This window comes from Arachidicoccus sp. (genome assembly GCF_050436765.1).
Lineage (GTDB): Bacteria > Bacteroidota > Bacteroidia > Chitinophagales > Chitinophagaceae > Arachidicoccus.
Map to the genome: position 1 here is coordinate 1 of NZ_JBNQGD010000097.1, position 9,386 is coordinate 9,386.

At 36.3% G+C, this 9,386-nt stretch carries 8 protein-coding genes and 1 other RNA gene; 4 read left to right on the plus strand and 5 right to left on the minus strand.

Going from position 1 to position 9,386, the window contains the following annotated elements; translation table 11 throughout:
• The coding region (gene pelA, locus ACQR30_RS04010; protein ID WP_429731605.1) for a pectate lyase at positions 1–932 on the plus strand (932 nt) is incomplete at its 5' end.
• A gap of 158 nt (positions 933–1,090) precedes the next feature.
• Here the strand turns inward: pelA and ACQR30_RS04015 are convergent.
• The 4 genes from ACQR30_RS04015 to ACQR30_RS04030 all read right to left on the minus strand — a co-directional run bounded on the left by ACQR30_RS04015 (position 1,091) and on the right by ACQR30_RS04030 (position 6,367).
• Positions 1,091–2,116: a LacI family DNA-binding transcriptional regulator gene (locus tag ACQR30_RS04015; RefSeq protein WP_429731608.1), complete on the minus strand. Its 1,026-nt coding sequence runs from the start codon at positions 2,114–2,116 to the stop codon at positions 1,091–1,093.
• A 965-nt stretch (positions 2,117–3,081) separates the two neighbouring features.
• The gene (locus ACQR30_RS04020) at positions 3,082–5,313 is read right to left on the minus strand and encodes a GH92 family glycosyl hydrolase (RefSeq protein ID WP_429731611.1); all 2,232 of its coding nucleotides are present in this window, start codon (positions 5,311–5,313) and stop codon (positions 3,082–3,084) included.
• A 554-nt stretch (positions 5,314–5,867) separates the two neighbouring features.
• Positions 5,868–6,158, minus strand: coding sequence for a type II toxin-antitoxin system RelE/ParE family toxin (locus tag ACQR30_RS04025; RefSeq protein WP_429731614.1), 291 nt, complete (start codon positions 6,156–6,158; stop codon positions 5,868–5,870).
• A complete protein-coding gene (locus tag ACQR30_RS04030) occupies positions 6,152–6,367 on the minus strand; it encodes a hypothetical protein (protein WP_429731617.1) in 216 nt (71 codons plus the stop codon). The genes ACQR30_RS04025 and ACQR30_RS04030 overlap by 7 nt, the downstream gene beginning before the upstream one ends.
• A 672-nt stretch (positions 6,368–7,039) precedes the next feature.
• On the opposite strand from ACQR30_RS04030, the gene ACQR30_RS04035 reads away from it, so the two are divergent.
• A complete protein-coding gene (locus tag ACQR30_RS04035) occupies positions 7,040–7,240 on the plus strand; it encodes a hypothetical protein (RefSeq protein WP_429731620.1) in 201 nt (66 codons plus the stop codon).
• 87 nt (positions 7,241–7,327) lie between these two features.
• On the opposite strand, the gene ssrA is transcribed toward ACQR30_RS04035, so the two are convergent.
• Positions 7,328–7,704: a transfer-messenger RNA gene (gene ssrA, locus ACQR30_RS04040) on the minus strand.
• A gap of 152 nt (positions 7,705–7,856) precedes the next feature.
• Between ssrA and ACQR30_RS04045 the strand changes: the two genes are divergently transcribed.
• Together ACQR30_RS04045 and ACQR30_RS04050 are read left to right on the plus strand one after the other, a co-directional pair.
• Entirely contained in the window at positions 7,857–8,747 is an 891-nt protein-coding gene (locus ACQR30_RS04045; protein ID WP_429731623.1) for a transglutaminase family protein, read from the plus strand.
• 72 nt (positions 8,748–8,819) lie between these two features.
• Positions 8,820–9,215, plus strand: a complete 396-nt coding sequence (locus ACQR30_RS04050) for an SET domain-containing protein (RefSeq protein WP_429731626.1) — start codon at positions 8,820–8,822, stop codon at positions 9,213–9,215.
• Positions 9,216–9,386: the final 171 nt, after the last annotated feature.

Below are 9,386 nucleotides of genomic sequence, written 5' to 3' on the forward strand. Positions count from 1 at the left end.
GGCCTAAGAATTATGATATGTTTGCAATACTTACTGATCAGCAAAAAAAAGAGGTTGCGAAATATAAAGATGTATTGAATACCACGTTTGACAATGGAACCTGTTACACGCAAATAAGAGCACTCGCCATTGCTTACGCCAACATAAAAGACGAACGATATAAGGAAGCAGCTATAAACGGCTTGCAATATATTTTAACGGCACAATATAACAATGGCGGCTGGCCTCAATATTATCCGCTTGAAAACAATTATAGCCGTGAAATTACTTTCAACGATGGCGCTATGATGGGCATTATGAATCTATTGGGAGATATTCTCGTTACGAAAAGCCCTCTGTATGATTTTATAGACAGGGATCTTCGTGGACAATTACAAAAATCTTATGAGAAAGGAATTGACTGTATTTTAAAAACACAGATAAAAGACAATGGCGTATTAACCGCTTGGTGTCAGCAACACGACGAAAAAACATTAAAGCCGGCTTGGGCACGCAAATTTGAACCCCCGTGCATTTGTGACGGAGAAAGTGTCGGCATCGTACAATTTTTAATGGGTATCCGTCAGCCAAACCAACAAATCATCAATGCAGTTCAAGCTGCTGTGCGTTGGTTTGATGATTCTAAAATTTTAAATACCCGCATTAAAAAAATCGCGGCTCCCCCCATGAAAACACGTTTCCGCCTCTCTACGTCCGATAGAATAGTAGTTATTGATTCTGCCGCACCTCCTATATGGACAAGATATTATGAACTTACAACACATCGTCCTCTTTTCTGCAACCGCGATAGTAAGGTCGTGTATTCTCTTGATAAAGTGGAACGCGAACGACGTGATGGCTATGGATGGTACACGTATGCCCCTCAAAAAATATTGAACGAATACCCAAAATGGCAAAAGAAATGGGCGCCGAATAATAATATGCTGAAATAAAGAAGATGTTATTGCTCAATGTGCTCCCCATCCCAGAGGCAATAAAAGTCCGACACCGATAAGCTAAAAGATTTCGAACAAATTATATTTTGACCAATTGGCAAGAATCATTTGTTAAATAAACAGGGCCGGCCGCGGCTGTACTCCAGATCTAACGGCTATGGATTTAATTTAAGGGTAGACTCTCTAATTATTATTTCTGAAGGAATCACAATCGTCTTATCAACAATATTTTCTCTATTGTGTTTGAGACTCATCTGATTGATTAATTCTGTCGCAGCAATTTCTCCCATTAATTCTCCCGGATAATCTAACGTAGAAAGTTTTGGAACAACTAAGTCGCCTAATATATCATTATTAAACCCCATTACCGCAATATCTTCCGGGACCTTAAACCCCTTCTTATGTAAAACTTGAATGCATATGGCTGCTGAAAAATCATTCATGACAAAAAATGCGTCCGGCTTCTGTTTTAGTAACTGTTCAACGGCTTCAACAATTTCAGACTTCTCTGCATTACAAATTTTTACTAATTTTTCTTTATAGATTATCCCGTTATCGTTTAATGCTCTTTTATAACCCAAAAACCTTTCCTTGTAAACATTTCTTTGAAGATCTGCTGTAATATGCGCAATACGCTTCCGACCTCCAGCAATCAGATGTGCAGTAGCCTCATAGCCACTACTAAAATTATCTATTATGACTTTTGTGCAGTTAACCTCTGGCATAACCCGGTCAAAAAATATAACTGGGATTTTTCGATCGAGAAACGGTGTAAAATGATCAATATTCTTCGTATTTAAAGCTAATGAAACAATAACCCCATCGACTCTTTTATTCAATAAGCTTTTCGCATTTGCCACCTCTCTTACGCCGGACTCTGCCGAGTTCATAATTAATATATCATAATGCGCTTTATTAATTATTTTTTCAATCCCGGTAAGTACACAGGTAATAAAATAGCTATCTAACCGATGCACGATCACTCCGATTGTCTTCGTTTGTCGCTTACGAAGATTACTTGCAATTGTATTATGCTGATACCCCATTTCAGTTGCCGTTTTATGAATTTCATCTCGCGTCTTTTTTGTTACACGAGGGCTGTTATTTAAGCCGCGGCTTACTGTCGAGGCCGTAACGCCTAATCTTTCGGCGATGTCGTAGATGGTAACTTCTTTTTGCATGTTTTTAAAATAGCACCAATTATTTATCTATTTACAAATTAAACTCATAGAAATAGAAACTGTGAGAGCCGTAATGACTCCCTCTTACAGATAAGATAAACCTCTTTTTTGATCGTGTGAAACTACCCCTCTAAGTATTAAAAGCTAATCTGAATTACTGACGTCAAGAGTGCTTAAAGGCTCATTTACTTCCAAGTAGAAAAAACCGTTATGCCATCTTTTGTAATGTCTCACCGCATACTTTCTGTTCTATAAAACTATCTCTCTAATAAAATATCTCACAATACAATTACGCAATAATAAGGCAGCTACGCTCATCATCAATGCAATCATTATTGACTAATACATCCAACGCTAATAAAGCTCATCTCCAACACCTCGATGCCAACTATCTTTTTCAAAGCATTAAAATTTCCAGAGAATCAATTTTCTACCATAAAATGGCAATCGATTGCAATTTTAAAGAAAAAAAATCAAACTATAAAATAAAAAGATCTTCTCTAAAGACAATCTTCCGTTGAAACTCTTTTGCAGAGACTAATAAAATCCAAAAAATAATTAATTAATTAAAGATCAAAAGAGAAAAGAAGAGTCAATTGAAAATATTTCTTCCGACTCGATTCCACTATTGAGGGCAAATGGATTTACCGGAGATAACGGGCGCGTTAAGGCTTCATTAGCCATACTCAATTCCAGCTGTCTACTAATATCCTTAATCTGCTAAGCCCAAGTCTAACGCGTGATTGATTGCAGCACTAATCAATGCGACACTTTCCATTAAAAGAGATTTACGATAATGGATAATACTTTCAAATCTTTTCTAAATCTTTATCACATTAGCCGCATATCTATCTAATGTATTGGCTATATTGTCATCAATAACAATTGTTTCTGCTCTCTTCAAGAAAAAATGTATTCTCTCAATTTTAGATATACTAAACTTGAGTCAGTACCTAAAAAAAATATCAATTTACGCCCCATTGTTTATTGGGCTTGCTTCCCATTTGTAGCTCCAGTGTACCACCGTTCATTAATTCTTCATGGGTAAAAAAGGGCGTATTTAAGGCTATGCCATTCATTGTAGCAGATTGAATATATTTATTTACTGCTGAACAATTATGTGCAATCATCGTAAACACCTTACCCTTGGCTAGCTGGATAGTTACCTTACTAAAAACAGGGCTACCAATTGCATAAATGGGTCTACCAGGTGTTACCGGATAAAACCCCATAGAAGAGAATACAATAAATGCCGACATACCTCCTCCATCTTCATCCCCCGGTATACCAAAAATATCATCCCCAAACCAAGTCTTTAATAGAAGCCTTACACGCGCTTGTGTTTTCCAAGGCGCATTTGTGTAATTATATAAATAGGGAATGAAAAAACTAGGTTCGTTACCCATGGAGAACTCCCCAACTAATCCGGTGGCGTCGGGAAACTTAGCCCAGAACTCGTATTTAGAACGGTCAAGACCTTCTCGAAACAATTGATCGAGTCTATTTTCAAAACCTTTTTTGCCTCCCATTAAATTCATTAGGCCCGGGATATCTTCTTGAACCTGCCACAAGTAAGTCCAACCATTGTTTTCATCATAATAATTCCTACCTCCCATTCCGCCGTCAAATTTTGGATCAATATTTATCCAATTTCCTTTTTCATCTTTAGGCATAAAAAACTGCCTATCTGCGTCCCATACATTTTTATAGTTTTGACCCCTTTTTGAAAAATATTTATAATCATTTCCTTTGTTTAAATCTTTCGCCAACTGACCAACAGCCCAATCATCATAGCTCCCTCCAAGCGTTACAGCAACAGCCTGCCTTTTTTCAAAAGGATGAACTTGCGAAACAGTTTCTTTGGCTCCTTTGTCTAAGGCAGGAAAATACCCATTCTTATAATAAAAGTCATCCAATGAAGTTTTGCGGCCATTGCGCCAAGGAAGCATTGTTGCCTGCATCGCATTTTTTTTCATTCCTTCATAAGCTTTTTCATAATCAACATTTTTAAGCCCTTTACGATAGGCATCTAAAAACATTACGGAACTATGAAAAGCATTCATACAGGCATGGTCACCAAATAAAACAGGAAATGTAGGCATCCAGCCACTTTGCTCATACATTCTAACATAAGACTGAAGCATATCTTCCTCTTGCGCAGGATCCAAAATCATTCTTAAAGGATGTAAAGCAAGATAGGTATCCCAAACCCAATCATCTACATAAAAAGGTCGACTATCCGTGTGAACTTGGTTATCATAACCGCTATAATATCTCCCATCTTCGGTAATATCCACCATTCGTTCTTTGCAACGATATAGTGCTGTATAAAAACTTCTTTTTTCCGCGTCCGTTCCACCTTCCACTTGTATCTGCCCGAGCGTAGTCGCCCAAATATTCTTTGCTTTGGTCGCTACTTGATCAAAAGAAATATTTGCACCCAGTTCATCTTCATAGTTTTTCTTAGCCTGATCTTCGCTTATATAGGAAACCGCATAACGAAATTCAATAGTGTCATTGGATTGGTCGTCAAATCTGCAAAATGCATTTGCGGAATCACCATTAATATTTGCAGACAAAATAATTCTTTTATTCTTGATGGTTCCACTATGGAATGACTGATTAAATTTACCATATAAATAAACTGGTATAGGCTTGTGTCCCCTTTCAACAAAATAGGTTTGCATTGCCTCTATTACATTATCATTCTGAAAATGCCACCAATTCTGCTCGTTATTATATGCACTAAATAATAAGTTCTTCGATGTTCCTTCTGGGAAAGTAAAGCGAAAAATTCCAACTTTTCTACCTTCTGTATATTCTACTGCTATGTCATCATCCAACAAATAAGTGTAATAATGCCATGGCACTCTTTCTTCTGCGCCTTGGTCATAAGCGACTTTTTTATTCCAGCTTGCAGAAGTCAATTGTTTATCTGTATTCGGTAATAAAGAAAATACCTGCCCCAAGCGATGAGATACAATTAATAGAGGAAAACTACTAATTTGATCATCCAGATAATCTTTACGAATTGGCGTCATTCGCATCATTTGATTGGGCAATTGCATGGTGGGTCGGGTTGGTTCTAAAAGTCTCCCTACACCTCCAATTTCCGGATGGAGATATTTTAATACCTCCTGATTAGCTTGGGAGAAAACTGAACCAAGTGGAAATAATGAGCAAAAAATCAGTAACACTTTTTTGATGCAATAAGAGTTCATAAATAATTGTGTGAATGTTAATTAGAATAGAATAAAAAACTATTGTTCATTTTTCTATAAAGAAACAACCCAACTATTAACAAAAGGCTTAATAAGCTATTAATTGCGTCATTAATTCAAAAAAAACAAAATAAATGCACTCTATGAGGAATTTAGCGGTAAGATGCATGATAAATATAATGGGGATAAGAAACCATATTCCACAATAACGGCTAGTAAGCCTCAAAATTTAAATATTCTTATCCTTTCCTACAGGTTTTTGTGTCGAGCCGTATTCTATTTATATAAACCAAAAAAAACCTTCTTACGATTGGCTCTAATACCTTTCTGAAGTCGAAAATTACGGCCTACTCAAAAATAGGCGAAAGTTTTACGATTCTAAAATAAAAAGTGAATACAATAAAAACTATTGGCTGTCAATTCATTATGTCGGCAGTGTTAAAAAATGGATACCTCACATTTGTCTCCATTCTCCCACAAAGAGACGCTTAAAGGCAAATCCAATTATTAAAACAATATGCAGCTATAAGCTAATAATTTGAAGGGGAACGGCTCGTATGGCGCATCCGTACTACGCGAATTTCATTTTCTAAAATCCGGTAAGATATTCTGTATCGATATTTTTCAAATGCACGCCAATTGCCATCATTACCTTTTTTGTATTTATCCAGAGGATGGGCTTCTGGATTTTTAGATAAAAGAATAGTCATTTTAATGATTGCATCACGAACTTTGGCAGCAGTCTGGGGAGAATCACAGTATATATATTTATAGGCTTGCAACAGCTCTCTTGCGGCTCTTTTACTCCATACGACTACCATTGGGAAGACTCTTTTTTAAGATCTTCGGCAGAGATGAAATGCCCCTGTTCAATTTCATCGTTTCCTTGTTGTAAATCATCGTTATATTCTTCTAAAGTTTGGGGAGTTTCCTTTGTTTTATAACGAATGCCCATAAGATTAAGAGTGCGAAGCAACCATTCACTTTTATAACCTTCCTTTGTATCGTCAATATTGATTATTAATTCCATAATTCATTAAATTTTAAACTTGTTGTATCTAAACCCATATGGTTATCATTGCTATAAAAATATACCGGTTTCCTTCCCCAAAAATAAGATTTTTTCGCCACACTGGCAATATCATTAATCGACTAATACTTTTAAAAGAGCGTTTTTAGTAATAAATTCAAGCGATGCTATAATCAAAAACATTGGAAGGATTGCCATCGCTCCGTTGCAACTCTTCACTATCAGCATACAAAGCTTTCCAAGCGTTCCTTGGCATTTCTTTTCCTTTTTATCGAACCATACCCTTTCTGCAACAGAGGTCTAGGATTGTTTACTAAATTCATTCAATGCCTCCAAACAAAAATATTTTGCCTTTACCCGTTTAAAATAAACATATTGTCAATTTTTGTTGTTTTCAAAACTTCCTTTATAATAAGTATCGCGGCCCCTCAATCGCCAAGCATGCTCCACTTTTCAATGCAACTGCGGTTGTGGTTCATTTACCTTATCCAAAATTGTTTATCCGTCCCCTGTATGATTGACTTAGTATTTTGCATTAGGAAACAGAATCATAGAGGTAATTTCCCGAAAGTGTATTGGCAGATGCAAAACTGCTTTCTATAAAAAAGTAATGGGGTTAGGGTCTTATTTCAGAGGTCGGTTTATTAAAATCTTTATAGCTTCAAAAACTAAATGCCTGCAAGCAGGTTATTTACACTGACTACTTGTTATGGCAATCACTTGTATAATAATGAAGCATTTTCGGCCTACACTTACTTATTAGATAAGTTTGCATATACTTCTGCCGATAGCATAAATAATATTACGCTAGCAGCAGATAATCTAGCGAGTAATACTACCAAAATGGCATCTATAGAATACCTACCATGTTGAATATTTTCTCGCGTAACTCATTGTTAATAAAGGAAAAAGGAAATCTGGTTTATGAAAAAAAGGGGATGATTTTTCAATCATCCCTTCCAGTGGAGCTGAGGAGAGTCGAACTCCTGTCCAAACGTAGCTGTCATAAGCTTTCTACATGCTTAGTTTATTATTATTTGTCGGCAAAAAACAGGAAACAAACCAACCAATTTTCCGCTTAGCTGAATAGTCTTTTGCAATGAGCACAGCCTATCATTGCAGCATTCTGTGTTTTGAGTTGAGTCGGCGGTGGAGCTTGGTAACAGAACAACCTGCTCAACACGGCCCAAACGGATGTCTAATTAACTAATTAGGCAGCCATAGCAAACTGTCTGTTGCCATTTGAGATTTGAGTATTCAGATTAAAGCGCTAATTACACAACGCGCTGCATGCTTACACCTACCACTACTTACGCTGTCAAAACCAATACAGCCCCATATATAAATAGGAATCCTTCCTCAAATAGCCTTACTAACAGTATACAAAGGTACTAAATTATATAGAGTTCACATAATTATTCACATCGGTGGATTTGTTTATCCGAATTTTAAGTTTTTTTTTTATTGCTTTGTAACAGTAAAATAACACATGCAAATCAATTCAGAAATATCCGCCTTATTTTCTCTCATCGATGACCCCGACGAGGACGTTTACAACCTGGTGGCAGATAAAATTGTTACTTATGGAAAAGAGATTCTCCCCAATTTGGAAGATCAATGGGAAGCGGCAATAGGCTGCACCATTCAAGAAAGAATTGAGGAGATTATCCATCAGGTAAACTTTAAATCTCTTGTTTTGGAATTTCAGCAATGGAGTCAGAAAGGAGATTATGATTTGCTGCTGGGCAGTACGCTTGTAGCGAAATTTGTATATCCTTATTTACAGGAATCTACTGTTTTATCTGCGACTGAAAAACTTAGAAAAATTATTTGGCTGGAATTAAATGATTGCCTCACGTCATTAGAAAAAGTGAATGTGATATCCAACATGCTGTTTAATTTTCAAGAAATAAAAAGTGAACGTAATAATTATGAAAATACAGAACGTTTCTTTTTGCACAATATACTCGAGAAAAAGAAAGGGAATGCCATCTCTACAGGTATGCTCTATCAATATCTTTGTGAGAAATTACATATTCCGATAAAACTGATAAATATTCCCGATCAATTTATTTTAGCTTGTTATCAAAAGAATTACAAAACGACAGTCAGTAAAACAAATCATCGTGATCTTATTCTGTTTTATATCGATGCCACTACGGGCAATATCTTCAGCCACGCAGATTTAGACAACTATTTTGAATTATACAATATTTCCCCTGTAAGCTCTTTTTTCGATCCCCTTAGCCACCAACACATTATTCATAAACTATTAATTGAAATAAGTCGCTGTTTTTTAAATCAAAAACAACTACGCAGGAAAGAGGAATTAGAAATGCTTGCCTCTATGATTACCAGTCCTAAAATACAGTTGGGATAAACTAATATTATTTTATTTTCAATACTGCCTAGAACACTTACATTTGCTATTATCAAAATTTAGTATAGCAAAATGATATTTCCATTTTTAACTATTGCACCATCAGGTAACAAAGGTAAAGGCGTATTTACATCGGAAAATATTCCGGCCAATACTGTTATTGAAATATCGCCTGTAATTGTATTATCGGCGAAAGAGCGTAAACACCTGGAACATACAAAACTATATCACTACATATTTGAATGGGGAGACTCGAGGAAGAAAGCGGCAGTTGCACTAGGCTATATATCTATGTATAACCATAGCTATGATGCCAATTGCGAATATGAAATGGATTTTGAGGACTCCTCCATTACCATCAAAACGGTAAAGGCCATAAAAAAAGGAGAAGAGCTACACATTAATTACAATGCAGTGCCCAACGACGCTACAGAGGTGTGGTTTCATCATTTAATAGAACAACCCTAGCCTCAATTTTTTTCCGCGACGATTATAGTGAGTGGTGGAAAAGTATTGAAAATAAAAGGCCCATGTTTTTTTACCGTCCTGTTTTGTGCGCTGAGACACCCAAAGGGGAAAATGGTCATTTTGGGTGATGTTACAGGTCAAACATGGCTGCTATTTCCTTCTGCTGCTCGC

Coding starts and splice junctions, on each gene's coding strand:
- ACQR30_RS04025 (WP_429731614.1), bottom strand. CDS start 6,158: ATGGTAGTCGTATGGAGTAAAAGAGCCGCAAGAGAGCTGTTGCAAGCC.
- ACQR30_RS04030 (WP_429731617.1), bottom strand. CDS start 6,367: ATGGAATTAATAATCAATATTGACGATACAAAGGAAGGTTATAAAAGT.
- ACQR30_RS04045 (WP_429731623.1), top strand. CDS start 7,857: ATGCAAATCAATTCAGAAATATCCGCCTTATTTTCTCTCATCGATGAC.
- ACQR30_RS04035 (WP_429731620.1), top strand. CDS start 7,040: ATGCCTGCAAGCAGGTTATTTACACTGACTACTTGTTATGGCAATCAC.
- ACQR30_RS04050 (WP_429731626.1), top strand. CDS start 8,820: ATGATATTTCCATTTTTAACTATTGCACCATCAGGTAACAAAGGTAAA.
- ACQR30_RS04015 (WP_429731608.1), bottom strand. CDS start 2,116: ATGCAAAAAGAAGTTACCATCTACGACATCGCCGAAAGATTAGGCGTT.